General features: G+C 62.9%; 21 protein-coding genes. 4 read left to right on the forward strand and 17 right to left on the reverse strand.

What is annotated here, in order from left to right; all coding sequences use genetic code 11:
- Nucleotides 1-73: 73 nt before the first annotated feature.
- From GEV37_RS06530 to ybaK, 3 genes are read right to left on the reverse strand one after another with little or no spacing between them, the layout of a single operon-like run.
- A complete protein-coding gene (locus GEV37_RS06530) occupies nucleotides 74-937 on the reverse strand; it encodes a PA4780 family RIO1-like protein kinase (RefSeq protein WP_227389430.1) in 864 nt (287 codons plus the stop codon).
- 60 nt (nucleotides 938-997) lie between these two features.
- Complete coding sequence (gene dbpA, locus GEV37_RS06535; protein ID WP_386111877.1) at nucleotides 998-2,437, reverse strand: ATP-dependent RNA helicase DbpA; 1,440 nt, start codon at nucleotides 2,435-2,437, stop codon at nucleotides 998-1,000.
- A gap of 39 nt (nucleotides 2,438-2,476) precedes the next feature.
- A complete protein-coding gene (gene ybaK, locus GEV37_RS06540) occupies nucleotides 2,477-2,944 on the reverse strand; it encodes a Cys-tRNA(Pro) deacylase (protein ID WP_227389431.1) in 468 nt (155 codons plus the stop codon).
- Between the two features lie 99 nt (nucleotides 2,945-3,043).
- Between ybaK and GEV37_RS06545 the strand changes: the two genes are divergently transcribed.
- Complete coding sequence (locus GEV37_RS06545) at nucleotides 3,044-3,229, forward strand: DUF3008 family protein (RefSeq protein ID WP_227389432.1); 186 nt, start codon at nucleotides 3,044-3,046, stop codon at nucleotides 3,227-3,229.
- A 375-nt stretch (nucleotides 3,230-3,604) separates the two neighbouring features.
- Here the strand turns inward: GEV37_RS06545 and GEV37_RS06550 are convergent, their stop codons facing one another.
- The 3 genes from GEV37_RS06550 to GEV37_RS06560 form a co-directional block, all read right to left on the reverse strand.
- Nucleotides 3,605-4,777, reverse strand: coding sequence for a hypothetical protein (locus GEV37_RS06550; RefSeq protein ID WP_227389433.1), 1,173 nt, complete (start codon nucleotides 4,775-4,777; stop codon nucleotides 3,605-3,607).
- A gap of 440 nt (nucleotides 4,778-5,217) precedes the next feature.
- Nucleotides 5,218-5,469: a hypothetical protein gene (locus tag GEV37_RS06555; RefSeq protein ID WP_227389434.1), complete on the reverse strand. Its 252-nt coding sequence runs from the start codon at nucleotides 5,467-5,469 to the stop codon at nucleotides 5,218-5,220.
- 144 nt (nucleotides 5,470-5,613) lie between these two features.
- Nucleotides 5,614-6,477, reverse strand: coding sequence for a cation diffusion facilitator family transporter (locus GEV37_RS06560; protein ID WP_227389435.1), 864 nt, complete (start codon nucleotides 6,475-6,477; stop codon nucleotides 5,614-5,616).
- A 156-nt stretch (nucleotides 6,478-6,633) separates the two neighbouring features.
- Here GEV37_RS06560 and GEV37_RS06565 point away from each other — a divergent pair, with 156 nt between their 5' ends.
- On the forward strand, nucleotides 6,634-7,503 hold the full coding sequence (locus tag GEV37_RS06565) for a LysR family transcriptional regulator (RefSeq protein ID WP_227389436.1): 870 nt from the start codon (nucleotides 6,634-6,636) through the stop codon (nucleotides 7,501-7,503).
- A 197-nt stretch (nucleotides 7,504-7,700) separates the two neighbouring features.
- The gene (locus GEV37_RS06570; RefSeq protein WP_227389437.1) at nucleotides 7,701-9,110 is read left to right on the forward strand and encodes a PhoH family protein; all 1,410 of its coding nucleotides are present in this window, start codon (nucleotides 7,701-7,703) and stop codon (nucleotides 9,108-9,110) included.
- Between the two features lie 56 nt (nucleotides 9,111-9,166).
- Here the strand turns inward: GEV37_RS06570 and GEV37_RS06575 are convergent, their stop codons facing one another.
- The 9 genes from GEV37_RS06575 to GEV37_RS06615 all read right to left on the reverse strand — a co-directional run bounded on the left by GEV37_RS06575 (nucleotide 9,167) and on the right by GEV37_RS06615 (nucleotide 20,473).
- Nucleotides 9,167-10,186: a YihY/virulence factor BrkB family protein gene (locus tag GEV37_RS06575; protein WP_227389438.1), complete on the reverse strand. Its 1,020-nt coding sequence runs from the start codon at nucleotides 10,184-10,186 to the stop codon at nucleotides 9,167-9,169.
- Nucleotides 10,183-11,940, reverse strand: a complete 1,758-nt coding sequence (locus GEV37_RS06580; RefSeq protein ID WP_227389439.1) for a proton-conducting transporter transmembrane domain-containing protein — start codon at nucleotides 11,938-11,940, stop codon at nucleotides 10,183-10,185. The genes GEV37_RS06575 and GEV37_RS06580 overlap by 4 nt, the downstream gene beginning before the upstream one ends.
- Nucleotides 11,937-13,448, reverse strand: a complete 1,512-nt coding sequence (locus GEV37_RS06585) for a proton-conducting transporter transmembrane domain-containing protein (RefSeq protein ID WP_227389440.1) — start codon at nucleotides 13,446-13,448, stop codon at nucleotides 11,937-11,939. Before GEV37_RS06585 ends, GEV37_RS06580 begins: the two co-directional genes overlap by 4 nt.
- A complete protein-coding gene (locus GEV37_RS06590; RefSeq protein WP_227389762.1) occupies nucleotides 13,445-14,935 on the reverse strand; it encodes a complex I subunit 5 family protein in 1,491 nt (496 codons plus the stop codon). Before GEV37_RS06590 ends, GEV37_RS06585 begins: the two co-directional genes overlap by 4 nt.
- Nucleotides 14,935-15,642 (reverse strand): hydrogenase subunit MbhD domain-containing protein, encoded by a 708-nt coding sequence (locus GEV37_RS06595; RefSeq protein WP_227389441.1) that lies wholly within the window; start codon nucleotides 15,640-15,642, stop codon nucleotides 14,935-14,937. The genes GEV37_RS06590 and GEV37_RS06595 overlap by 1 nt, the downstream gene beginning before the upstream one ends.
- Before the next feature lie 74 nt (nucleotides 15,643-15,716).
- Nucleotides 15,717-16,382 (reverse strand): alpha/beta hydrolase, encoded by a 666-nt coding sequence (locus tag GEV37_RS06600; RefSeq protein ID WP_227389442.1) that lies wholly within the window; start codon nucleotides 16,380-16,382, stop codon nucleotides 15,717-15,719.
- Between the two features lie 62 nt (nucleotides 16,383-16,444).
- Nucleotides 16,445-18,214, reverse strand: a complete 1,770-nt coding sequence (locus GEV37_RS06605; protein ID WP_227389443.1) for an SLC13 family permease — start codon at nucleotides 18,212-18,214, stop codon at nucleotides 16,445-16,447.
- Nucleotides 18,215-18,414: 200 nt separating this feature from the next.
- The gene (locus GEV37_RS06610) at nucleotides 18,415-18,621 is read right to left on the reverse strand and encodes a cold-shock protein (protein ID WP_054641278.1); all 207 of its coding nucleotides are present in this window, start codon (nucleotides 18,619-18,621) and stop codon (nucleotides 18,415-18,417) included.
- A 190-nt stretch (nucleotides 18,622-18,811) separates the two neighbouring features.
- The gene (locus tag GEV37_RS06615; protein WP_227389444.1) at nucleotides 18,812-20,473 is read right to left on the reverse strand and encodes a GMC family oxidoreductase; all 1,662 of its coding nucleotides are present in this window, start codon (nucleotides 20,471-20,473) and stop codon (nucleotides 18,812-18,814) included.
- A 332-nt stretch (nucleotides 20,474-20,805) separates the two neighbouring features.
- On the opposite strand from GEV37_RS06615, the gene GEV37_RS06620 reads away from it, so the two are divergent.
- Nucleotides 20,806-22,188 carry an NAD-dependent succinate-semialdehyde dehydrogenase gene (locus GEV37_RS06620; protein ID WP_227389445.1) on the forward strand — a complete coding sequence of 461 codons (1,383 nt, stop codon included), beginning with the start codon at nucleotides 20,806-20,808 and terminating at the stop codon, nucleotides 22,186-22,188.
- Nucleotides 22,189-22,250: 62 nt separating this feature from the next.
- On the opposite strand, the gene GEV37_RS06625 is transcribed toward GEV37_RS06620, so the two are convergent.
- Together GEV37_RS06625 and GEV37_RS06630 are read right to left on the reverse strand one after the other, a co-directional pair.
- Nucleotides 22,251-22,730: a phosphatidylglycerophosphatase A family protein gene (locus tag GEV37_RS06625; RefSeq protein ID WP_227389446.1), complete on the reverse strand. Its 480-nt coding sequence runs from the start codon at nucleotides 22,728-22,730 to the stop codon at nucleotides 22,251-22,253.
- The gene (locus tag GEV37_RS06630; RefSeq protein WP_227389447.1) at nucleotides 22,730-23,470 is read right to left on the reverse strand and encodes a tellurite resistance TerB family protein; all 741 of its coding nucleotides are present in this window, start codon (nucleotides 23,468-23,470) and stop codon (nucleotides 22,730-22,732) included. The genes GEV37_RS06625 and GEV37_RS06630 overlap by 1 nt, the downstream gene beginning before the upstream one ends.
- Nucleotides 23,471-23,514 lie beyond the last annotated feature (44 nt).

Below are 23,514 nucleotides of genomic sequence, written 5' to 3' on the forward strand. Positions count from 1 at the left end.
CGCCTGTCGTTAACCGGCTAAAGAGCTACCAGCTTAACACTGGTTCGCCTAAGCGAGGTTAGCAAGCAGGCACTCAGTAGGCGTTGTCGTCCTCGTCGTCACGAAGCCGGGCCTGACGCTCGGCCTCTTCTTCCTTGACATCGTCGATCACCTCCATCAGTTCCGCCACATCGGCGCTTTTGGTGTCGAACTCGAAATGGCCGGTCAGGCGGCTGTCCGGATGAAGCTCGCCGCTTTCATACAGCGCCCACATCTCCTTGCCGTAGTGGGTCTCGAGCAGCGATGGAGCGTAGCGGCCGAAGTAGTCGCGCATGTTGTTCACGTCGCGCTCGAGCATGGCGGCGGCACTGTTGTTGCCCGCCGCGTCCACGGCCTGGGGCAGGTCGATGATCACCGGGCCGTCGCTGGCGGCGAGCACGTTGAACTCGGAAAGATCGCCGTGGATGAGCCCGGCGCAAAGCATGCGTACCACGTCCTGAATCACCTTGGCGTGGTAGCGCAGGGCCACTTCAGGGGTCAGCGCCACGTCATCGAGGCGCGGGGCCACGTCGCCCTCCTCGTCGCAGATCATCTCCATCAGCAGCACGCCATCGACGAAGCCGTAGGGCTTGGGCACGCGTACGCCAGCGCCGTCGCAGCGGTAGAGCGCATCCACCTCGGCGTTCAACCACGCCTGCTCCTGCTCGCGTTGGCCGTACTTGGTCTTCTTCGACATCGCTCGGGCACGGCGGCTGTTGCGCTCCTTGCGCCCCTCCTGGTACTGCGCCGCCTGCTTGAAGCTGCGCTGCTTGGCCTCCTTGAACACCTTGGCACAGCGCAGCTCGTCGCCGCAGCGCACGACGAAGACCTGCGCCTCCTTGCCGCTCATCAGTTGCATCACCACCTCATCGATCAAACCGTCGTCGAGCAGAGGTTGCAGTCGCTTGGGTATCTTCATGGCTTGCGGCCGTCGCTCCTTGAGTAAGTGCGTATGCGAAATAGCGTCGTGCTGACCATATCAATCGTCGATACGGCGAACGCGAAAGGCACGGCCCTTAAGCTTGTCGCGCTCGAGCTTGCCCAGCGCCTTGTTAGCTACGCCGCGCTCCACGGCGACGAAAGCGCTCTTTGCCTGGACCTTGATCTTGCCCACCTGATCGCCGCGCAGGCCGCCTTCGCCGGTGAGCGCCCCGAGGATATCGCCCGGGCGCAGCTTGTCCTTCTTGCCGCCACCGAGCTGCAGCGTCGCCATGGGGGCGGTGAAGGGGGCCCGGTCGCGCGGCCTGGGCAGGGGCTCCAGGGTGAGTACCTCGCCAACGCGCTCGCCCAGCCGCTCCAGCCGGTAATGCTCCTCCGAGGCGACCAGGGTCGCGGCGATGCCACGCTCGCCGGCCCGGCCGGTACGCCCTACGCGGTGAACGTGCACGTCCAGCTCGCGGGCGATCTGGTAGTTGAACACCGCGTCGAGTCGTTCGATGTCAAGCCCCCGGGCGGCCACGTCGGTCGCCACCAGAATCGACACGCTACGGTTGGCGAACAGCACCAGCAGCCGGTCGCGATCCTTCTGTTCGAGATCGCCGTGTAACGCCACGGCGCTGAAGCCCGCAGCTGCGAGCTGATCCGCCACCTGGTCGGTTTCGCGCTTGGTGTTGCAAAACACCACGCTGGTGGCGGGCCGGTAGTGCAAAAGCAGATCCACCAGCGCCCCGCTTCGGCTCTTGTCGGCAGGCACGTCGTAGAAGTGTTGCTCGATGGTGCTCGCGTCATGCTCCTCCTCGACGATCACGCTTGCGTACTCTGTGAGCACGCCCCGGGTCATCGTCGCAAGCTCCCCTTCGCCCTGCTCGTCGGGGAAGGTGGCGCTGAACAAAAGCGTCTGGCGCGTCTTCGGAGTGGCCTGGATGATCGTCTCGATGGCCGGGCGAAAGCCCATGTCGAGCATGCGGTCGGCTTCGTCCAGCACCAGGGTGGTGAGCCCGGAAAGCGACAGCGATCCCTTGCGCAGATGCTCGTCGATACGCCCCGGCGTACCCACTACAATGTGTGCACCGTGTTCGAGCGAGGCGAGCTGAGGGCCGAAGGGCGCGCCGCCGCACAGGGTGAGCACCTTCACGTTGGCAAGCGTCCGGGCGAGCTTGCGCAGCGCCTCGGCGACCTGATCGGCCAGCTCCCGGGTGGGACACAGCACCAGCGCCTGAACGCTCGCGTTTGACAGCGAAAGCCTGGCCAGCAGCGCCAGGCCAAAGGCCGCCGTCTTGCCGGAGCCGGTTCTGGCCTGGGCCAGCACGTCGCGGCCTTCGAGCATCAAGGGCAGGCTCTGGGCCTGCACCGGGGTCATCTGGTGGTAACCCAGGGTATGAAGGTTATCGAGCAGCTCCGCTGGCAGGCGAAGCGAGTCAAAGGCAGTGGCGGTCAACGGCAGCGTCTCGTAGCAGTAAGGGAAAACAATAGTCGCCACCTTACCAGAAAGTCACGGACGAAGAAGGCGCCGCGCGCGTCATACCGCCAGGGGCACAAAGCGCCCCTGGGTGAGTGCTGCAAGATCACCCGGCGCGAGTTCGATCTCGAGTCCCCGTCGGCCAGCGCTGACATAGATCGTCGGCTGCGCTTCGGCGCTTTCATCGATGAACAGCGGCAAGCGCTTTTTCTGCCCCAGCGGGCTCACACCGCCCAGCACGTAGCCGGTCGTGCGCTCGACCACGTCGGCGCTGGCCATCGCCGCCTTCTTGGCCCCGGCCGCCTTGGCCACCTGCTTCAACCCCAACTGATGGGTTACGGGCACGATCGCCACGGTCAGCGCCTTGCCCTCAAGCGCTACCACCAGCGTCTTGAACACCCGCTCGGGCGCGACCGCCAGCTTCTCGGCGGCCTCCAGGCCATAGGAGGGAGCGCCGCTCTCATGAACATACTCATGAATCTTGAACGTAATCCCCGCCTTCTTGGCGGTATTAATAGCGGGCGTCATGGTGATCCTCAACAACTGGTCGGCGCTCGAGCGAGTGCTAGACTTCCTAGGGTAAGCATTGCATCCAGATAGAGGTGACAGGATAACGGAGGATCCACCATGCCAGCAAAATCCAAAGCCCAGCAAAAGGCCGCCGGCGCGGCCCTTTCCGCCAAACGCGGCGACACCCAACCCAGCGAACTGGTCGGCGCATCGAAGGAGATGTACGACTCGATGAACGAGCAGGAGCTCGAGGATTTCGCCAGCACTCAACGCAAGGGCAAGCCTGAGAAGAAAGGTGATTGAGGGTGTATAGAAAGGAAAGCGCCCGGCGGTGTTACTGTTGGGCGCTTTTTGTTTCACAACGATGCCAGGCCCCTCTTCACTGGGCTGAGTCATCTTGGGGCTCAGGCTTTGCCAGGCAGTAGTAGCAAAAACCGATCAGAATCCGCCAATGTCCGTTATCGGCCAGAAGCGGTCGTTCACAAGAGAACATAAATCAATAAATCTGTTCCCTTTTCTTCTTTTATTACACTTTTCTTGCAGCGCACCGCTGTTCCCCTAGCCCCTTACTTGGCCGCCATTAGCTGGCACATTTATATCTGCACGCTTCTGGAAATTTGCGCAATTTGGCTTGTATTAACAAGGCGCATTTACCTTTTATACCCTGCTGCCCTGTGATTATTGGCGCCCTACGGGATACATTTTTATTTCAAAGACAACATTAGGGCTGTCTTTAACTTTGCAGATCGCCTCATCGAGGCCAGATACTGGAAGATGGTGTTTGAAATGTTCAATAAACTGCTCAAGAATGTATAGCGAGTTCTGAGGCGTTGGTTTTGTTCCGGGGACTGATATGTTTAGCATATGTTCACGAGAGAAACTTTCTTCAGGGTTTTTGTACTTGAACTTTATTTCGAACACGATTATTGCTCCTGCGCTCTTGGCGTTTTTGAAATGTCTTTCGCCATAGTTTTCATCAAACATTGGTGTCGCTGCTTCGTGCGATATTAGCTGTGCAATACCGACTGCAAGATTGGCTAGAGACTCAGCTTCAGTTTGGTCATTTGGTTTCCAGTATTTTTGACGTTTTATATTTCCGTGGAAATAAAATCCTCTTTTTTCTACCAAGTGGTCGATGACGATATCAATGCTTGGGTTTTGCGAGAGAAGCGCTTCTGTATCGGAGGTCTTGTTTTTGTGTGGTTTTATCCTATCGGATATTGCTAATCTAACTATTTCTCGAAAGGGATGGTTTTGCTTTAAGGCACTCTTCAAGGCAGCAGTTTTAAATTGACCTCCTCCATATACTGATTCTATTAGCAGGAACGAGTACCTGAACGAATCGATGTATCTCCTCTCCCCGATTGCGGCTCTAGCGAAGCTAGTTAATGTCGCTTCGAATTGCGGGCCGCTTGAACTTTCAGCCGCCATGATGGCTCGGGTCAACATATCGAATGGTAAGGGGAGCGGAAGCTCATGCTGATCAGTTTTCATCGTGGGAATAGGGATTTTCCCTTCTTCATCCGGTGTTTCTGCTTCGTATCTTACTTCGTAGTCATCAAGTTTAAGGTCTACAGAGAAGTAGCAATGTAGAAAGGACATTGCTGCATTAAGCTGATTCTGGATAGGTGCTAATAAGGGATCTGTATGGATAATGGTAGCCATGTTTTCATCGTTTGCCTGGATGAATTGCATAGCGTAAGCAACAGGCTGGTTTTTAATCGTTATCTCAAAGGCATCTACCTTTCCCTTAATTTCGATGGCTCGGAGACTACCGTTTTGGATGGGCACTTCCCAGTGATCATCGATGATCAACGTTCTCTTTGTGGGGAATTTATAGTGAATTTTCATGAGCTCTGTAAGCAGTGTCCTTATGTCTTCGTTGGAATTCAAGCATACCTGACTGAATAACCCCTAATTCCATAGACAGCTTTGAGCGTCCGCTTTTGGCCGAAAACTGCCTGGCACGATCGTCCGCTTTGGGTCGGAAACAGCCTTTCTCCCTTACACCTGCCGTTGCTCTTTCTTGATTTTGAATGATGCCCGAAGGAATGGCTACTAAAACTTAGAAATTCGCTATCACTAGATAGTCTTATTACCTAAGCATACCGTAGCTCGTTTTCTTAAGGGCCAATATGGCTCCCAATCCACAACGCCAGCCCCCTTTAAAAGCGGCATCGAAACGACCCAAGTCATTGTTATTTGTAAAGCATTAAGCCCCGCGCGATTATTAACAAAGCTTTGATACCAATCTTTGCTCATTAACCACACGGAGCTAAAATACACGAGACTTAGTTACACGGCACCACACGCCGCAGCGTGTCCTTGGCCCAGAGCGTTTGGCCGTCGGGGGTGCGGCCATGCTCGTTCCAGCGCTCGGAGGTTTCGAGGCAGAAGGAGCCGGCGTTTTCGACGACGGTCTCCTTGTGGGCCGGGCGTTCGCCGCCGATACGCAGGATATCGGGGTGGTCGGAGGTGTAACGTGGTGCAATGGTGTTACTGGCACAACCGGCGACCACAGCGGTCACCATCAGTACGGACAAACAGCGGCGCAAAGGCATGTTGTCGAACCCTCAAGAAACGATACAAGACCGACACCCGTTGTCGGTAGCGCTAAATATCATTTGCTTCATGACCAGGTCAATCTTTTTCCTCTTCGCCCTCATCTTCTCTCGAATCACCAGGCTTCAAGTCACCAGGGTAATGCTAGTGACCGGGCGCAGATTGAGGCGCTCGCAGCGCGCCTCGACGCTATCGACGATCTCTTCGGCGGTCTCGATCTGCTGCTTGTCGAGCTGGATATCCACCATCAGGAAGCTGCCCACCTGGGCGATGCGCACGTCTTCGGGCTCGATGTCGAAGGCCTCGATCTCGCGTACCACGTCGCGCTGGATGGGCCCCGTGGGCACACCGAACATCAGCTCGCGCAGGGCCTCGCGCACCATGCGTACCGGTATGGGCAGAAAATAACCTGCAATCAGCAGCACCATCACCGGGTCGGCAAAGCGGGCGTAGGCGGCCCAAGGGCTCAGCGTCAGCCCCACCGTGAGCATGAAGCCCACGACCACAGCCGTGCTCAGCCACGTATCCATCTGCCACTGGCGCAGCTCCGCGCGCAAAAGCGAGGAGTTGGCAATGCGGGCATAGCGCTTGAGCATGCCCCAGGTGAGCAAGCACCCGAACACGTTGACGATACCGAAACCCAGCGCCAGCCCGAGCGTGACCTCGCGCCCGCCCTGCACCAGGCTCCACAGCGCCGATACCAGCGAGAACAGACACACCAGCGCAATCACCACGCCCTTGAGCAGCACCGCCAGCGGCTCGACAGTGAGTCGCCCAAAGGGGAAGTGTTCGTCGGCGGGTTTGCGCGCCTGCTGCAGCGCCAGCAAAGAGAGCGACGCCAGCACGAGGCTCAAGAGTGAATAGGCACTATCGAAGAGGATGGTGATCGAGCCGCTGGCAAGGCCCAGCGCGAGCCCGGTCAGGGCGAACAGGCTGGCGGAAACGGCCGAAAATTTCAGCGCACGCCGCTCAGCAATCAGGGGGGACATCGGAACTGCTCCAACACGAAAGGTTATGAGGTATATCAAGCAGCGCGTAGCCTATCCAAAGCGCCTTGACGGGGCGAATCGCTCAGCGCCATTTTTTTCGTCGCTCGATGCTAGCGTTTCCGTTAATCTAACGATACGTTCGACCAAGGAGGCGTCATGCGTATCGAACAGATCCAGGCCTTCATCGATGTTACCGAACAGCGCTCGTTTGCCGGTGCCGCCCGCCTCACCGGTGTCAAGCGCAGCACCTTGAGCGCCATGGTCGGCGCCCTGGAGGATCACCTGGGCGTGGCGCTTTTCGAGCGCACCGGCAACAGTCTGAGCCTGACCACGACCGGTGAGAGCATCCTGCCGGACTGCCAGCGCCTGCTCACCAGCGCCGCGCGCATCAATCGCTACTGTCAACAGCACAACAAGGGCGTGGAAAGTCAGCTCTGCATTGCCCGCGACGATGCGCTGCCGGAAGTCTTCTGGCAGGAAGTGATGCACGAGATCAAGACGCGCTTTCCGCTCACCGCGATCTCGGTCTATCTGGCTCCGCCTCAGGCGCACCACGGGCTGATTTTGCGCCAGACAGTGGATATCGCCTTCGGCCTGTATACCGCCGAGCGCGCGCTCGATCAGGCCATCGCCCTTGCCCCCATCGGCATGCGCCTGATCGCCGCGCCCCATCATCCACTGAGCCGGCTGCCGCTCGTGCGCCAGGCCGATCTCGCCCAGTACACCCAGGTCTGCCTGAGCCATCTGGAGGAGGACCGGCTGGTGAGCGAAGCACTCTTCTCGGCCAACTTCCTGGGGCTCACCATGTTCGAGCTGATTCGCGACGCGGCGATCCAGGGCACCGGCTGGGCGCTGCTGCCCGCACCGCTGGTGAGCGAAGCGTTGGCCGAGCGCTCGCTTTGCCGGCTGCCCCACGAGCTGGCGCTGGAAAGCTACCATTATCGCTACCTGGAAGGCGACAACCTGGGGCTGGTCGCCAGCGTGCTGCTCGACAAGGTGAGCCACTATCTCGCCACCAAGGGCTGACCTCTTTGCCCCGCCGGGGCATTCGGGCCTGCGTTGAAACAACTGACTGGAAAAAAGCGCCGCCACCTTCCACGCTAAGAAAAAAGCCGCAGAAGGAGAGCCAAGGACACGCTAGAGTAAGCGCCGGCAGTGTCATCTCCGTGTCAAGGAGCCCTGCCAGTGTCGATGTTGCCGTCAACCCAGGAGCGACTTCCACGATGGTCAAACTCGATAAGAAAGCCACCCGGCTTTACGTTCTAGACACCAACGTCCTGATCCACGACCCCACCGCCCTCTACCATTTCGAAGAGCACGATGTGGTCATCCCCATGACCGTTCTCGAGGAGCTCGACAAGCACAAGAACGGCATTCGCGAAATCGCCCGGACCGCGCGCCAGGTCAGCCGCACGCTCTCCGATCTCACCAGCCAGGTCACCTTCGAGGAAGTCCAGGACGGTATTCCCATCCCCCGCTTGAGCGGCGAAAGCGGACGGCTGCATTTTCTGTGCTACAACGATCTGAAGCTGCTCGACGAGGTCAGCGACTCGCCGGACAACCGCATCCTTGCCGAGACCTGCCGGCTGCGCGACGAGCGCCCGGACGCCTCGGTGATCCTGATCACCAAGGACATCAACCTGCGCATCAAGGCCGCTGCGCTGCGGGTGCCGGTGGAGGACTACCTCACCGACCGCGCTTTTGAAGACAGCGACGCCATGATCGAAGGCGCCAGTGTCGTCGAGCACTCGGGGCTTGCCGGCGCATCGCTCTGGGAGACGCTCAACGTCGAGGTCAATGTCGAGCGCCAGAATCATCACACCTTCTACCACCTGTCTGGTGACATGCCGGCCGACTGGCACGTCGGCATGCTGGTCTCCGACAGCGAGAACGGCGCGGAATTCGAGGCCATCGTGCGCGAGCTCGGCCCCAAGAGTGCCACGCTCCAGCTTCTGATCAACTATCGCCACCACGCCGGCGTATGGGGGGTTCACGCCCACGACAGCCGCCAGAACTTCACCCTGAACCTGCTGATGGACCCGGAGATCGACCTGGTCACCGTGGCCGGCAACGCCGGCACCGGCAAGACCTACATGACACTGGCCGCCGCCTTCCAGCAGACCCTGGACACCAAGCGCTTCGAGCGCATTGTCTTCACCCGCGCGCCGATCCCGATGGGCGAGGACATCGGCTTTCTGCCCGGCACCGAGGAGGAGAAGATGTCGCCCTGGATGGGGGCGTTCCACGACAACATGGACAACCTGCTGCGCAACGACGACGGCGAGTCGAGCTGGGACAACGGCGCCACCCGCCAGTTGATCGGCTCCCGCGTCCAGATCCGCTCGCCGGGCTTCATGCGCGGGCGCACCCTGAACGACACCTTCCTGATCATCGATGAGGCGCAGAACTTCACCCCCAAGCAGCTCAAATCCCTGGTCACCCGGGCCGGGCGCAATACCAAGATCGTCTGCCTGGGTAACGTCGGCCAGATCGACACGCCCTACCTTACCGCCAACACTTGCGGCATGGCCGCCGTGGTCGAGCGTTTTCGCGACTGGCCCCACGCCGGGCATATCACCCTGAAAAGCGTCGAGCGCTCGCGTCTGGCCCTGGCCGCCGAAGAACTGTTGTAAGAAGAGAAGAGCTGTTGTAGTCCCGCCCTCCCGCGCCGCCGACAGGCGGCGCGGTTTCACTCGTCGTCGCGCTTGTCGCCATCGTAGCGCTTGTCACTATCGCCGCCGAGAGGGTTGGTCACGCCCACCGTGTCCGCGGCGAACGCTTCTCGATGACCAAGCGGGCGCGGTCGTCCGACCGTGGTGTCGCTCAACGTCTGGCGCTCCAGTTCGCAGTTGAGCTCGGCGCCGAACAGTACGATGAACGCCGAAAGCCAGAACCAGATCATCAGCGCTACCACCGCGCCGAGGGAGCCGTAGAGGTCGCTGAAGGCGGTGAAGTAGCGCACGTAGAGCGAAAGAATGGCGGAGCCCAGCAACCAGGTGACTGTGGCGAACAGCGTGCCGTAGTTGATCCACACCCAGCGCGGCTTGCGCCGGTAGGGGGCGAAGCGATAGAGCAGCGAGATCAGAAAGCTCATCATGATCAACAGCGCCGGCCAGCGCAGCCACTTGATGATTTGATCTACCGGCGGCTCGATGGTCAGCGAATCCACCATCACGGGAATCAGGCCGATGAACCCCAGCGACACCAGGGTCATCACGATCAGCCCGAAGGTCAGCGCCGTCAGAAGCACCGTACGGTGCAGAAACGGGCGTTTCTCGCTCTCGCCGTAGACCACGTTGAGCCCGACCACCAGCACTGCCACCCCCTTGGAGGCGACAAACATGGCAATGGCCAGCCCGATCATGGCGGCCATGAAGTTACCCGCCTCGGTGTTCTCGATCACCTGGTCGGCCTGCTGGTCGATCAGGTTCGCCGCATCGCCGGGCATGAAGCGGCCGATCTCGTAGAGCTGCTGGCCCGCCTCCACCGGGTCGAACAGAAGCCCCCACAGCGAGATCACCGCTGCGATGGTCGGAAACAGCGCCAGCAGCGCGTAGAAGGCCACGCCGGCGGCGAGCATGGTCAGCCGATTGCGCCGGGCCGCACGAATCACCCGCCAGCCGACGTCGAGCAGGCCGAGCTTGGGAATCTCCTCCGGGGTGCGGGCACGCCGCCCCCGGGATGTGGTCTTGTGGTGCGACGGGCTCATCCCCTTCCCTCCCAGATCAGTAACAGTGCCAACAAGACAGCGAACACCATCATCAGGCCGCTGCCGTGACGACGCAGCCACGTTTCGCCCTCGAGCGCACGCGTCAGGTGCGTCATGGCCCAGGTCTCGAGCGCCAGCGAGCGCTCGACGCTTGCCCGCTTCGCTCGCCTGGCTCTTTTGGCCACACCCGCGCACAGCGCCACGACGCCCAACGCGGGCCTTCGATAGAGCCACCAGAGATCCCCCGCCGCCAGGGGCTTCGCACCCAGCCGTTTGCCAAGCCAGACTCCCGCCGCCAGCAGCAATACACCCGCCGGCAGCGGCCAGGCGAGCTCGACGAATGAGGCGAGGCTAGGCACGTGCACGCTCTCCTCGGGCAGCGGCAGCCACCAGGGCACGCTCAAGGTGGCCAGGATGGCGAGCCCCCAGCCCGCCAGTTGAAAGCCGTCGCCGCCACCGACATCGCGCTGATGCCACTGGCGCCACAGGCACGCCCCCACCAGCGCCGAGGTACCCACGGCGGCCAGCGTCAATAGCAAAATCAGCGGGGTGTGATGCATCTCTTCCAGAGCATGCTTGACGCTGTACTTGGCCAGGATACCCGCGCCGAAGGCGCCAGTGAGCGAAAGCCCGGGCAGCGCCAGGGCGGCCCAGGTCAGCGCCCTCGGCCAGCGCGGCAGGTGCTCGCTGACGCTGGTGCCCAGAAACAGCGCCCCCTTGGCGAGGGCGTGGTGGCCGGCGAACAGCACGATGCCCGGCCATAGCAGCGGCCACAGCTCGATATCGATCAGCCCCATCGCCACCAGCGCGGTCAACATGCCCATCTGGCTGATGCTCGAGTAGGCCAGCACCGCCTTGGGATGGCGCTGGCAGACCCCGTAGAGCGCCGCCAGGAAGGCCGCCGCCAGCCCCGCCACCAGCATCGCCTCGCCAAACGCCACCAGCGCCGGGGACAAGCCCTCCTCGCCCAGTGGCAGAAATACCAGCCAGCCGAGGAGCCCCGCCTTGATCATCGCCCCGCTGAGTACCGCACTGGCCGGCGCCGGCGCCACCGGGTGGGCCAGCGGCAGCCAGACGTGAAGCCCCAGCACACCCGCCTTGACCCCAAACCCGAGCCACAGCAGAAGCGCCATCCATACGCCCTGGGGGGAGATCAGGATGCCCTCGCGCACGCCGGCGAGCGTCGATGCCTGTTCCTGCCCCGCCGCCCAGAACAGCCCGGCGAGAATCAGCCCCTCGCCGATCACCGCCAGCACCAGGTAGGCGCGCGCGCCGCGCCGCGCCTCGTCGGTGCGATCGTGCAGCACCAGGGCGTAGGCGGCGAAGGTCATCAGCGCAAAGCCCAAGTAGAAGCTCGCGATGTCCTGGGAGACAATCAACAGTGCGTTGCCAGCGAAGGTGAGAGGCCACAGGAGTACGAAGCGCGCCAGCTTGTAGCACTGCTCTTCATCGCCCTGCCGGGCGCGGGTCAGGGCCGCCTTGAAGTAGCCTCGGGCGTGCAGCGCCGCCAGGCTCCATAAAAGCGCCGTGAACGCGAGCCAGGGGCGGCTCAGGTCATCGAGTGCCCACTGCCCGCCGAGCATCCAGGCCGGCCACTCCCAAGCGCCCTCGCCCAGAAATGCAAGCACCAGCGCGGGCCAGGCGGCACTCAGCCAGGCGAGGTCGAACGCCGGGTAGCCACGCACGAGCTGCCACGTACTGCGAAGCGCCACGCAAAGCGGCCACAAAAGCGCCATCACGAACACGAGGGTCATGGCAGGTACTCCCCGACCGCCACCCGCGTCGCCCACTCCAGCGGGCTGAAGGGCAGCCCCGCCAGAAGCCCCGCGCCAAGGCTCGCAAGTGCCGTGAACACGGCGGGCCACAAAAGCCAGCCATGGGTCTCGAGCCGCCCCAGGCGCTGCTCGTCGGGCCATTGGCCGACCCCATGGGCCGGCCCCTGGCAGAACCACAGCCGATAGACGATGGGCAGGAAATAGAGCGCATTCAAGAGGGTGCTTGCCACCAGCACGGCCACCACCCAGAGCATCTCGGCCTCGATGGCGCCGATGCCCAGGTACCACTTGGTGATGAATCCGGCGGTGGGCGGCAGCCCCATCATGCCCAGCGCCCCCACGGTGAAAGCGAGGCTGGTCAGCGGCATGCGGCGGCCGGCACCGTTCATCTCGTCGATGCGATGGATGCCGAGCTCCTCGGCGTAGCTGCCGGCGCAGAAGAACAGCGTCACTTTCATCAGGCCCTGATTGAGCAGGTGCGCCAGCGCCCCGATGGTGCCGAAGGGCCCGACCAGGCACACCCCGAGCACGATGTAGGAGACCTGGCTGATGGTCGAGTACGCCAGGCGCGGCTTGAGTTCGGCCTGGGTGATCGCGCGCAGCGAGCCGTAGAGAATGGTGATCGAGGCGATCACGGCGAGCACCGTGGTCACGCCGAGCAAGGCGCTCAGCTCGATGCCGTAGAGATCATAGATGATGCGCAGGATGCCGAAGGCGCCAGCCTTGACCACGGCGACGGCGTGCAGTAGCGCGCTGACCGGTGCCGGCGCCACCATCGCCCGGGGCAGCCAGCCGTGCAGCGGCACGATCGCCGCCTTGACCGCGAGCCCGCCCACCAGCAGCGCGAACACCAGGGTCAGAAGCCCGCGGTGGTCATCGAGATAGCGGTCGAGCCCCTGCTCCGAGGCGAAGGATTGATCGCCGGTCAGGCTGTACAGGATAACCACGCCCAGCAGCAGTACGACCCCCGCCGAGAGCGTATAGCGCAGGTAGACCTTGCCCGCCGCCAGCGCCTTCTGGGTGCCCGCGTGTACCACCAGCGGGTAGGTCGAGAGCGTGAGCATCTCGTAGAAGATCAGGAAGGTGAAGAGATTGCCCGCCAGGGCGATGCCCAGGGTACTGGTCACGCACAGGCTGAAGAACCCGAAGAAGCGCTTGCGGTTCGCCGCGCCCTCGAGATAACCGATGGCGTAGACCGTGGTACACAGCCACAGTATTGATGAGAGCCCGGCGAACATCACGCCCAGGGCGTCGGCGCGCAGCACGAAGTCGATGCCGCCGATGATCTGGAAGCTGAAGGTATCCTCGAATCCCAATGAGACGCGCCCCACCATCAAGGCGACCAGCGCCACCTTGCACACCGCCGCGCCCAGGTTGATCACCGTGCGCACCGGGCGCGCCGTTTCCGGCAGGGAGAAGATCGCTATGGCCGCGACGAGCGACACCGCAAGCGCCGCCAGCGGCAGCCACGCCATGTTCTCCGTCATGCGTCACCTCCCTGCAGCAGCGCCAGCGGTAGATGAGCCAGAAGCCCCATCACCAGTGCCGCCAGGGCAAGTACCAGCGCGATGGCATCCATGCCCCGTCCCAGCGGCTGGTAGTGGTGGCGCGGCGCGGTTTCATCGAAGGAGTAGCGAAACATCCGGAACATGTAGGCGGCGGTCAAGAGCGTGCCTATCAGGAGCGCCGCCACCGCCACCCAGTGGCCCTCGAGCACCATGGCGTGCAGAAGCAGCCACTTGGCGGTGAATCCGGCGCTGGGCGGCAGGCCCATCAGGGTGATCGAGGCGATACCGAAGATCAGAAGCGACAGCGGCAGCCGCCGGCTGGTACCGGCCAGCCCGGCAAGCGAGCTCTCGCCGGTGGCGAGGATCAGGTTACCCGCCGCCAGGAACATCGCCGACTTGGCCAACGCATGCCCCAGCAGTTGCAGCCAGAACCCCTGCCAGGCCAACGACTTGGCGATGGGCGCGACCCCAGGGCCCAGCAGCAGCGGGAAGGCCACCATCAGGTAGCCAAGCTGCGCCACCGTCGAGGACGCCACCAAGGTCTTGAGGGTCTGCGCCCGCCAGGCGATCAGCCCGCCCCACACGATCCCCAGTGCCCCGAGCCAGGCTACGAAGCGCGGCGCCCAGTGGGTCTCGGGCAGCAGGATGCTCCATAAAAGGATCAGGATGTAGAGCGACGCCTTGATGACCAGACCCGCGTGCAGCGCGCTCACCGGCGTCCAGGCGCTTTGGTGTACCGGCGTCAGCCAGCCGTGCAGCGGAAACAGCGCCGCCTTCAGGGCAAGACCGGCGCCCAGCAGCGACGCCGCGATCCAGGCAACAGCCCCGGGCTCGACCACCTCGGCCAAACGAGCAAGCGAAAGCTCTCCCCAGTGGCCAATGATCAGCGCTACACCCATCAGGTAGGTCAACGACCCCACCAGCGTCAGCAGCAAATAGCGCATGCCCGCCTCCAGCGCTGCGGGTTTGCCGGAGAGCACCAGCATGCCCACTGCCGCCAGACTCAAAAGCTCGAGGCCGGCGTAAAGGGTGAGCAGGTCCGCCGCCATCCACACCAGCGACAGGGCGAAAAGCGTGACACCCATCAGGGGCCACAGCCAGCGCGCCTGCGGCCCCGGCGATTCCAGGCGCAGAAAACCCGGCGCGTAGAGCGCTGCCGCCGCTGCCACGCACTGGCTCACCACCAGCAAGAGCGCACCAAGGCCATTCAAGCGCAGCGCGATCGTCACCCCGGCCACCGACCACTGCCAGCGCAGCAGTCCCGCCTGCCAGGCATCCATCATCAGCCAGGCGCCGCAGGCTACCACCAGTACGCAGACGGCCAGCACCGGCCACGTTCGCCGGGGCGGTACACAGGCGGCGACGACCCCGGCCAAAAGCGGAAGCACAAGCGCGCACGCCAGCGCCCAGTGGCTCGGCGCCAGCGGGGCGAACACGCTGTCCAGCAGGCCGAAGCGCCAGATCATCATCGCCCTCCCCCCACTGCCATGTGCTCGTCGTCCGCATCATCCTCGTGGGCGCGCAAGCGGCGAATCAGCAGCGCCCCGGCAAGCGAGCCCAGCCCGGCGATCAAGAGCCCCACCGCCACCAGCGCCTGGGCACCCTCAATGGTCCCGGCGAGCCCGACCATCAGCAGAAAGACCCCGGCGCCCAGCACGTTGAAGGCCAGCAGCCGGCGCAAACGGTGGCGATGCAGGGCGAAGGCGCCCATTGCGGTTCCCACGAGCAGCACCGCTACCAGCATCAAGGGATGCTCGGAAGGCGCGTAGGTCATGGCGGGCATGACAATACGGATCACCGCCCCCACCATGATGCACCAGGCAAGCGTGAGCAGTGCTCGCGTCAGGCGATGGCTCATCGGGCCGCGAAAGGTATCGATGGGGTACGCGCGCTCAAGGCGCGACAGGTCGCGAAAGGAAAAGCGTGAAAAGCGGCCTTCGAAGGCGCCCAGCGCATGGAAGAGGCTCGCGCCGGTGAGCAGCACGCCGAGAACGAGCTCCGCCGCCGCAAGCCAAGGTGCGCCGAGCCATGCCCAGGCCAGTGTCATCAAGAGCGCGAATACGCAGAAGGCCCAGGCCGCCCGGAGCACGTGACGATCGAAAAGACAGACCAGAGCCGCGAGGCCCAGAAGCAGGGCCAGGGCCCCTTCCCAGAGGTCGATGGACGCTAACATAAGCCTTCGCTGATTCCTTGCTTCGGCTGGAAGTCTCTACTGTGCCTGCCTTTTCGGTACTTGTCGACGCTCGCCTAGGCGAGCCGCGCCTGCAGCCATTTGCCGATGTCGTTGACCTGCTGCGGGCAGAGTGCGTGAGCCATCGGGTACTGGCGGTAGTTGACGGCGTAGCCCTTCGCTTTCAGCGCATCGGCGCCGGCACGGCCCAGGCTCTCCGCGACCACCGGATCGAAACTGCCGTGGTGCACCTCGATGGCGAGCGCCTGGTTGGCGCTGGCAGGCTCGAGGCTCTCACCGGTGGCCAGGTAGGTCGACATCGCCAGAAGCCCCCCGAGCGGCGCGGGAAAGGTGAGCGCCGCGTGGTAGGCCACCGCCCCGCCTTGAGAGAAACCGGCGACGATGATCCGACGGCTGTCCATGCCCTGGTCGATCTGCTCCTGGATCAGCGCCTGGATGCGCTCGGCGGAGCGCTTGAGCTGGAGGGTATCGACCCGGCGGCCCAGGTCCATGGCGAGGATGTCGTACCAGGCAGGCATCACCATGCCGCCGTTGACGGTGACCGGCAGGCGCGGCGCATGGGGCATGATGAAACGCACGTTCAGGCTCTTGGGCAGGCCCATGGCCGGCACCAGCGGCTCGAAATCGCTGCCGTCGGCGCCCAGGCCGTGGAGGATGAACACGCAGGCATCGGCCGGCTGCCCGTTCTTGGGCTCGATGATCAACTCACCCAGGTCTGACATAGCGCTCTCCTTGGAAAAAACGAAAGCGTCACCCTAGCGCAAAGTGGCGCCGGCGGCGAGCGCTAGAACGGCCAGACTAGCGGAATCAGCGCTACCGCGATCAGCCCGGTCAGCACGTTGAGCCCGCCGCCCACGCGCAGAAAATCGCTGATCCGGTAGCCGCCGGGGCCATAGACCATCAGGTTGGTCTGGTAGCCGATCGGCGTCAGAAAGCTTGCCGAGGCGGCGAACATGATCGTCACCACGAAAGGCATGATGCTCACGCCGAGACTCTCCGCCGCCGCCGTCACCACCGGGAAGATGATCACTGCCGCCGCGTTGTTGGTGACCAGCTCGGTGAGCAGCGCCACCACGCAGTAAGTGCCGATCAGCAAGAGCCAGGGGCTTCCGGCCACCAGCGAGAGCACGCCGCCGGCGATGACGTCCGCCGCCCCGGAACTCTGCAGCGCCGCGCCCACGCCGAAGGAGGCGGCAATGGTCAAGAGCACCTGGGTATCCAGCCCGCGCTTGGCGCCGGCCACGGTGCAGCAGCCGGTCAGGAGCACCAGTGCCGCTCCCAGCATTGCCGCGTTGAGCATGCTCAAGACACCCACCGCCGCCAGGAACACCGCGCCGAGCAGGATCGCCCAGGCCAGCGGCGCCTTCTCGTGAATCGGCCGCGCGGCGCCGTTGAGTTCGCTGATCAGCAGGAAATCCTTGGATTCGCGGTGGCGCTCGATGAACGGCGGGCGCGCCTCGAGCAGCAGCACGTCGGAGGGCTGCAGGCGCACCTGGCCAAGGTTGCCGGTGACGCGTTCGCCACCGCGACAGATCGCCAGCACCGCCGCCCCGTAGAGCGTGCGAAAACGCCCGTCGCGAATGCGCTGGCCGATGAACTGGCATTGGCTCGAAACCACCGCCTCCACCAGGCGGCGCTCCTTGAACTCCTTCTCGAGGCTCGAGCCGTGTTCGCTGGAGGGAATCAGCCCACGGATCTGCTGGAGCTCCACCGCCGCATCGCTGGTACCGGCGAACACCAGCCGATCGCCGGCCTTCAGGCGCTCGCCGGGCCCCACTACGCTGACCACGTTGCCGGCCCGCTCGATCTCGACCAGAAAGAGCTCCTGGAGATGCCGGAGCCCGGCCTCCTCGACGGTGCGATCCACCAGCACGCCGTCCGGGTCCACCTCCATCTCGATGGTGAACTCACGCGGGTTGGCAAACACCTTCGCCATGCCCTCGCGATTGGGCAGAAGCCTCGGCGCGACGAAGATCAGATAGCCAAGCCCCGCCACCGCCACCGGCAGCCCCACCCAGGCCAGATCGAAAAGCCCCATGGAGAGCTCGGGGTAGCGCGAGGTCAGAAGCCCGTACACCACCAGGTTGGTGCTGGTGCCGAACAGCGTGATGGTGCCGCCGAGAATCGAGGCGAAGCTCAGCGGCATCAAGAGCCGCTGGGGCGAGCGCTTGATGCGCCGGCTCCAGCTCATCACTGCGGGGATGTAGGTGGCCATGACCGGTGTATTGTTGAGGAATGCGCTCAGCGAGGCGACCGGCAGCACCAGCCGGACGAGCGCGCGCCGTTCGGTCGGCGGCGTGCCGAGCACGTAGCGGATGATCAGGTCGATCCCGCCGGTTTCACGAATGCCCGCCACCAGCACGTACATGAACGCCACGGTGAAAAGCCCGGCGTTGGAAAACCCGCCAAGGGCCTGCTGTGGATCGATCACGCCGAGCGTCATCAGCAGCACCACCGCGCCCAGCAGGATGATGTCCGGCCCCAGGCGCGACAACGCCATCAGCGGGAATACCGTCAGTACCACCGCTATCGCAATCCAAGCATCCAATGACATGACACGCGCCCTGAAACGAAAACCGAGTCATTGTGACGCCTGCGAGTTATTCAAAACAGTTATTTTTAGACACAGATTAATATCTAAAAAGAATATTAACCCGACATCATCGGCGAAACGCGGGCAACAAAAAACCCCGCCTAAGCGGGGTTTTTGAACACATCGGGCAGTGGTGCCCGACGGTCACCTCAAGTCAGGAATTAACCCAGAACCTTGATGTTGGAAGCCTGAAGGCCTTTCTTGCCCTGGGTGACGTCGAAGGAAACCTTCTGACCGTCTTGCAGAGTCTTGAAGCCGTCAGCTTGAATTTCGGAGAAGTGAGCGAACAGATCGTCGCCGTTGTCGTCCGGAGAGATGAAGCCGAAGCCTTTAGTGTCGTTGAACCACTTAACGGTACCAGTTGCCATGATCGAAATCCTCGATTTAGCTCAATGTGAAGCCGGGTAATACCCGAGTTGCAGTGGGTAGAACAAGAAACTTTCACCAGACTCAACGCTTAAGCGTTTCGATACTGCTGACAACGTTCGACTTGCTAACCTACTGCTTGAAGCATGCGCTTAACCAACACGCACGTCAACACTATGTTTGAAAAAAAAGTCAATGTGATGACGCCGCTTCCAGAATCCATCGCGCGGCCTTTTCGGCGATCATCAAGGTGGGCGAATTGGTATTGCCACTGGTGATCGTCGGCATGATCCCTGCATCGGCGATTCGCAGCCCCGACACGCCGATCACCCGCAGTCGCGCATCCACCACCGCCTGGGAATCCCCGGCTCGCCCCATGCGCGTGGTGCCCACCGGGTGGAAGATGGTGGTGCCGATATCACCGGCCAGCCGCGCCAGCTCCTCATCCGTTCGATACTTGACGCCGGGCTTGATCTCCTGGGGCGCATAGCGGGCAAATGCCGGCTGCGCGGCGATGCGCCGGGTGATGCGCAGGGAGTCCGCGGCGACCCGCCGGTCCTCGTCGGTACTCAGATAACATGGGCTGATGATCGGCGCCGCGCAGGGGTCACGGCTGTCGATACGCACCCTGCCCCGGCTGGTGGGGTTCAGGTTGCATACACTGGCGGTGATCGCCGGGTAGGGATGCAGCGGCTGGCCGAAGGCCTCGAGGCTCAAGGGCTGCACGTGGTACTGCAGGTTCGGGTGGGCGTAGTCCGAGGAGCTTCGCGTGAAGGCGCCAAGCTGCGAGGGCGCCATGCTCATCGGCCCCGTACGCCTGGTAAGATACTCCCAGCCGATGCCTGCCTTGCCGCGCAGCGTCGAGGCGATGGCGTTCAGGGTCAAGGCATTGCTGACTCGATACACTGAGCGGATCTGGAGATGATCCTGCAGGTTCTCGCCTACGCCACGAAGATCTTTCACCACCTTTATACCCAGGTTCTCTAGCTGCCTGGCCGGGCCGATGCCGGAAAGCTGCAGCAGCCGCGGCGAGCCGATCGCCCCGGCGCACAGCACTACTTCCCTGCGCGCGCTCACCTGCCGGGGCCGCCCGCGACGTACCACATCGGCACCGAGACAGCGCGGCCCATCTGACGTCTGCGCAAAGCGCAGCGCCTCGACCTGGGTCGAATGCCAGAGCGTCAGGTTGGGGCGCGAAAGCGCCGGGCGCAGAAACGCCTTGGCGGTATTCCACCGCCAGCCGCCCCGCTGGTTGACCTCGAAGTAGGCCACGCCTTCGTTGTCGCCGCGGTTGAAGTCGTCGCTGCGCGGTATGCCCGCCTGCTCGGCGGCACGGGCGAAGTCGTCGAGCACCGGCCACTTTAGCCGCTGCTTTTCCACCCGCCATTCGCCGCCGTGGCCGTGGAAGTCGCCGTGCTCGGCGTCGGCGTCGCCGCCGGGGTCCTGGCGGTAATGGTTTTCGTGGCGCATGAAATCCGCCAGGCAGTTCTGCCAGCGCCAGGCCGGGTCATCCACCACGCTTGCCCAGTGGTCATAGTCGCGCGCCTGGCCGCGCATGTAGATCATGCCGTTGATACTCGAGCAGCCTCCCAGCACCCTGCCCCGCGGGTAGATCAGCGAGCGGCCGTTCAGGCCCGGCTCCGGTGCGGTCCTGTAGCGCCAGTCGGTGCGCGGATTGTCGATGCAGTAGAGGTAGCCCACCGGCACATGGATCCAGTGGTAGTTGTCACGCCCGCCCGCCTCGATCAGCAGCACGCGGTGGTTTGGGTCGGCGCTGAGTCGGTTGGCCATCAAGCAGCCTGCGGTACCGGCGCCGATGACGATGTAGTCGAAGTGATTATTGTCGTTGTTCATGATCGCTCCCGATACGAAGGCCTGCCACGCCCTTTCTCGTCCGCCGTCATCTATCCCGCAGGAGCAAGTATCTGTAAAGAGGGACCAAAGCCTAAATGACAATGCCTGGGCGTCCTTGTTGATCAGAATAGAGCGGCCAGAAAAGGAACCTCGGCGCTGGATGAGTGCCGAAATCGAGACCATGCTGAAGAAGCGATTGATCGCATCACGCTGGATTTGGTCAAGGCAGCTTTTATCTACTAAGGTGTCAAAGGCATTGAATAGACCAGTCGATTAATGAATGAAACCATGCGTTTCGACTTCAAGGCGTTGATCTAAAGATAGGAGGTCTTATGAGCAACAGCATCACGACAGTCAATCCGGCCACCGGCGAAAACCTGGAAACCTACTCGCTGATGGATGAAAGCAAGGCCATCGAGATCGTCGAGCAGAGTCACCAGGCCTTTCTGCAGTGGCGGTTGAAGTCGCTCGACGAGCGCGCCAATGTGATCAAGGCCATTGGCAAGGCGCTGGCCGACAACAAGGAAGCCTTCGCCAAGCTGATCGTCGACGAGATGGGCAAGCCGCCAGAAGAGGCGCGCCAGGAGATCGACCTGTGCGTCGGCATCTGCGACTACACTGCGGAAAATGGCCCGAAGAAGCTCGCCGACGAGGAGCGCAAACCCGGCAATGGCGAGCGCGGCATCGTCACCTATTCGCCGATGGGTGTGATCTACGGCATTCAGCCGTGGAACTTCCCGGCCTACCAGGCGGTGCGTTACTCTATCGCCAACCTCATGGCGGGTAACGCGGTACTGTTGAAGCACGCCGAGAACGTCACCGGCAGCGGCCTGCTGCTGGAAAGAATCTACCGCGACGCGGGCCTGCCGGAGAACGTCTTTCGCACCATCGTCATCTCCCACGATGTCTCGGACAAGATCATCGAGCACAAGCTCGTGCGCGGCGTGACCCTGACCGGTAGCGACACCGCCGGGCGCAAGGTGGCCGCGAAAGCCGCCGAGAACCTCAAGAAGACCGTGCTGGAGCTCGGCTCCAACGATGCATACCTGGTGCTCGACGACGCCGACCTGGACCTGGCGGTGGATACCTGCGTCACCGGGCGCGTGTTCAACGGCGGCCAGACCTGCGTGGCGGCCAAGCGTTTTGTGGTGACCGAGAAGAATTTCGAGGCCTTCAAGGAGCGCTTCGTCGAGAAGATGAAAGCGCTCAAGGTCGGCGACCCGAAAGAGAGCAGCACCCACGTCGGCCCGATGGCCCGAGTGGACCTGCGCGATGGCCTGCACGACCAGGTCGAGAAAAGCGTGGCCAAGGGCGCCAAGATTCTCTGCGGCGGCGAGAAGCCCTCTGGCCCTGGCGCCTTCTACCCGGTCACGGTGCTCGATGACGTCAAGCCCGGCCAGCCGGCCTACGATGACGAGCTGTTCGGCCCGGTCGCGGCGCTGATTCGCGCCAAGGACGACGAGGATGCAATGCGCATCGCCAACGACAGCCGCTACGGCCTCGGCGGTGGCATCATCTCGAAGGACGTCAAGCGTGCCACCGAGCTTGCCAGCAAGTACTTCGACACCGGCATGGTGTTCATCAACGGCTTTGGCGTGGCCACTCCGGAAATGCCGTTTGGCGGCGTGAAAGATTCCGGCTACGGCCGTGAACACGGCGGATTCGGCATGCACGAGTTCGTCAACGCCAAGGCGGTGATCATCGTGCAGGAGTGATGTAGAGAGCCTTACTGGCTTGAGTTTCGATCGACGCCGCAAGCTTCGCTTGCGGCGTTTTTTCATGCCGCTTTATGAAACACGAGGTGGCGCAGGCTCAACAAGGCCGCCATCACGAGCCAGGTCAGAAGTGCGGCGATGACATCGTCCAGCACCACTCCGAGCCCGCCCGGGGCGAACTCGGCCAGGTTGACCGGCGGCGGTTTCAGGGCGTCGAAGAGACGATAGACGACAAACGCCGCCGCCATGGCCCACAGCGTTCTCGCCGCCGCCAGCCCCATGACCGCCAGCGGAAACGCGACGATCTCGTCGAACACGATGCTGCTGTGGTCGATACCGCCGTGATAGCGCGCGGCCAGGTGGCAAACGAGCACGCCCAGGCACAACAGTGCCGCGCTGATCGTGAGCTGATGACCAAGGCGCAAGCCCAGCAGCCACCAGGCCAGCGCCACGCCGAGAAGCGTGCCCGCCGTGCCTGGAGCGAACGGTACGAAGCCGAGCCCCAGACCCGAGGCGAGAACGAGATTGAGCGTCTCCAGCATCAGCCCGCCCGGGCCGCCCGACGCTCGAGTTCGACTACCGTATCGTGATCGAGCCCGAGGGCGCCTGCGAGCCGGTCCAGCCAGCCGTTGTCCGATGCGTGCTGCTCACTGGCCACCACCTGGCTGACCAGGTAGATCTCACGCGCAGCCCGTGACGACGTTGCCTGCTGGGCAAGCGAATGGGCATCCAGCGGGGCGTCGAGCTGGGTTTGCACCCAGGCGTTAAGCTCGTCGTCGGCACCCAGGGCGTTCATCCTTTGGGTGACCGATTGGCGCGCCTGCTCGTCGCTTTCGCCACACGCACGCACGGCCATGATCACTGCCTGAAGCAGCGCTTCGCTGTGCTGTTCCTGATGCTCGCCGCCAAAGGTATCGTCATGCTCATCACCCATGGCGCGGGCATCGCCCTCGTCCCACTCACTGGCGCCCCTTCGTTCGTTACGCAGCTGGGAGCCCTGCCAGGCATTCCAGGCGTACACGCCAAGGCTCGCCACAAGCCCGTACTTGACCGCCTTGCCGGTCAGCTTGCGACCGGGGCTCGAGCCCAGAAGCAGCGCCATGACGCCGCCGCCCAGCGCGCTTCTGGCATCGAAACCGCGCGGCCGGGTCGAACAAAGGCGGCGCGAAGGAGGCTCCTGCGGCCTGTCGAATTTGGAGGCTGGATCATCCAGTACGCCTTTGGCATCCGGCTCGGCACCGTATTGCTGCATCAACTGCTTGAAAACATGACTCGCGTTCATCCGTGGACTCCTTGAGCAATGGAGCGGCAACCCGCCGCTCTACC

It is taken from the genome of Vreelandella malpeensis, from assembly GCF_020622355.1.
GTDB lineage: Bacteria > Pseudomonadota > Gammaproteobacteria > Pseudomonadales > Halomonadaceae > Vreelandella > Vreelandella malpeensis.

Bases quoted from the DNA above. Each gene is read 5' to 3' on its own strand.
- GEV37_RS06580 (WP_227389439.1), bottom strand. From the start codon at position 11,940: ATGACCCTCGTGTTCGTGATGGCGCTTTTGTGGCCGCTTTGCGTGGCG.
- ybaK (WP_227389431.1), bottom strand. From the start codon at position 2,944: ATGACGCCCGCTATTAATACCGCCAAGAAGGCGGGGATTACGTTCAAG.
- GEV37_RS06560 (WP_227389435.1), bottom strand. From the start codon at position 6,477: ATGTCCCCCCTGATTGCTGAGCGGCGTGCGCTGAAATTTTCGGCCGTT.
- GEV37_RS06630 (WP_227389447.1), bottom strand. From the start codon at position 23,470: ATGAACGCGAGTCATGTTTTCAAGCAGTTGATGCAGCAATACGGTGCC.
- GEV37_RS06575 (WP_227389438.1), bottom strand. From the start codon at position 10,186: ATGAGCCCGTCGCACCACAAGACCACATCCCGGGGGCGGCGTGCCCGC.
- GEV37_RS06625 (WP_227389446.1), bottom strand. From the start codon at position 22,730: ATGCTGGAGACGCTCAATCTCGTTCTCGCCTCGGGTCTGGGGCTCGGC.
- GEV37_RS06530 (WP_227389430.1), bottom strand. From the start codon at position 937: ATGAAGATACCCAAGCGACTGCAACCTCTGCTCGACGACGGTTTGATC.
- GEV37_RS06565 (WP_227389436.1), top strand. From the start codon at position 6,634: ATGCGTATCGAACAGATCCAGGCCTTCATCGATGTTACCGAACAGCGC.
- GEV37_RS06595 (WP_227389441.1), bottom strand. From the start codon at position 15,642: ATGTTAGCGTCCATCGACCTCTGGGAAGGGGCCCTGGCCCTGCTTCTG.
- GEV37_RS06600 (WP_227389442.1), bottom strand. From the start codon at position 16,382: ATGTCAGACCTGGGTGAGTTGATCATCGAGCCCAAGAACGGGCAGCCG.
- GEV37_RS06570 (WP_227389437.1), top strand. From the start codon at position 7,701: ATGGTCAAACTCGATAAGAAAGCCACCCGGCTTTACGTTCTAGACACC.
- GEV37_RS06590 (WP_227389762.1), bottom strand. From the start codon at position 14,935: ATGATCTGGCGCTTCGGCCTGCTGGACAGCGTGTTCGCCCCGCTGGCG.
- GEV37_RS06615 (WP_227389444.1), bottom strand. From the start codon at position 20,473: ATGAACAACGACAATAATCACTTCGACTACATCGTCATCGGCGCCGGT.
- GEV37_RS06545 (WP_227389432.1), top strand. From the start codon at position 3,044: ATGCCAGCAAAATCCAAAGCCCAGCAAAAGGCCGCCGGCGCGGCCCTT.
- GEV37_RS06610 (WP_054641278.1), bottom strand. From the start codon at position 18,621: ATGGCAACTGGTACCGTTAAGTGGTTCAACGACACTAAAGGCTTCGGC.
- GEV37_RS06605 (WP_227389443.1), bottom strand. From the start codon at position 18,214: ATGTCATTGGATGCTTGGATTGCGATAGCGGTGGTACTGACGGTATTC.
- GEV37_RS06620 (WP_227389445.1), top strand. From the start codon at position 20,806: ATGAGCAACAGCATCACGACAGTCAATCCGGCCACCGGCGAAAACCTG.
- GEV37_RS06550 (WP_227389433.1), bottom strand. From the start codon at position 4,777: ATGAAAATTCACTATAAATTCCCCACAAAGAGAACGTTGATCATCGAT.
- GEV37_RS06585 (WP_227389440.1), bottom strand. From the start codon at position 13,448: ATGACGGAGAACATGGCGTGGCTGCCGCTGGCGGCGCTTGCGGTGTCG.